This is a genomic window from Stieleria sedimenti (genome assembly GCF_025060895.1).
Lineage (GTDB): Bacteria > Planctomycetota > Planctomycetia > Pirellulales > Pirellulaceae > Stieleria > Stieleria sedimenti.
The window spans coordinates 47,842-48,439 of the sequence record NZ_JANZKV010000162.1; the positions used below are offsets into that span (position 1 = coordinate 47,842).

1 protein-coding gene is annotated in these 598 nt (G+C 54.2%); it reads left to right on the top strand.

Translation table 11 applies throughout. The features are described 5' to 3' along the window. Positions 1 to 111: 111 nt before the first annotated feature. On the top strand, positions 112 to 598 hold a 487-nt coding region (locus tag NZK35_RS20600; protein WP_407699810.1), incomplete at its 3' end, for a glutathione peroxidase.

Here is a 598-nt window from a genome sequence, read left to right on the forward strand (position 1 = left end):
TAAAGCCTGCACACCAACGAATCCCGCCCACCTTTCGCCGCTCACCTTGACTTTCTGACCAATCTGTAACAATCCTTCAAGTTTCTCACCCCACCTCAACGCGAGTTCCCCATGCGACTGATCCTCTCTGCCGTCCTCTGCCTCGGAGCCCTGACCGCGATGTCCCACGCCGACAAAGCCGCCAACGGCGAACACAAACACGACCACGAATGCGCCCTCGATTTCAAGATGAAGGATATCGACGGCAAACAAGTCGACTTGGAAGATTACGAAGGAAACGTCGTCCTGATCGTCAACACCGCCAGCCAGTGTGGCTTGACGCCACAATATGCGGGTCTGGAAGAGCTGTATGGCAAATACAAACAAAAAGGCTTCGTCGTCCTCGGGTTCCCGTGCAACCAATTCGGCAGCCAAGAGCCCGGCACCGAGGCAGAAATCAAGCAATTCTGCAACTCACGCTACAACGTGTCCTTCCCCATGTTCAGCAAGATCAATGTCAACGGCGACGACGCCACGCCGTTGTACAAGTACCTGACCAGCAAGGACGTCAAACCGGCCGGGAAAGGAAACATCAGCTGGAACTTTGAAAAATTCCTGA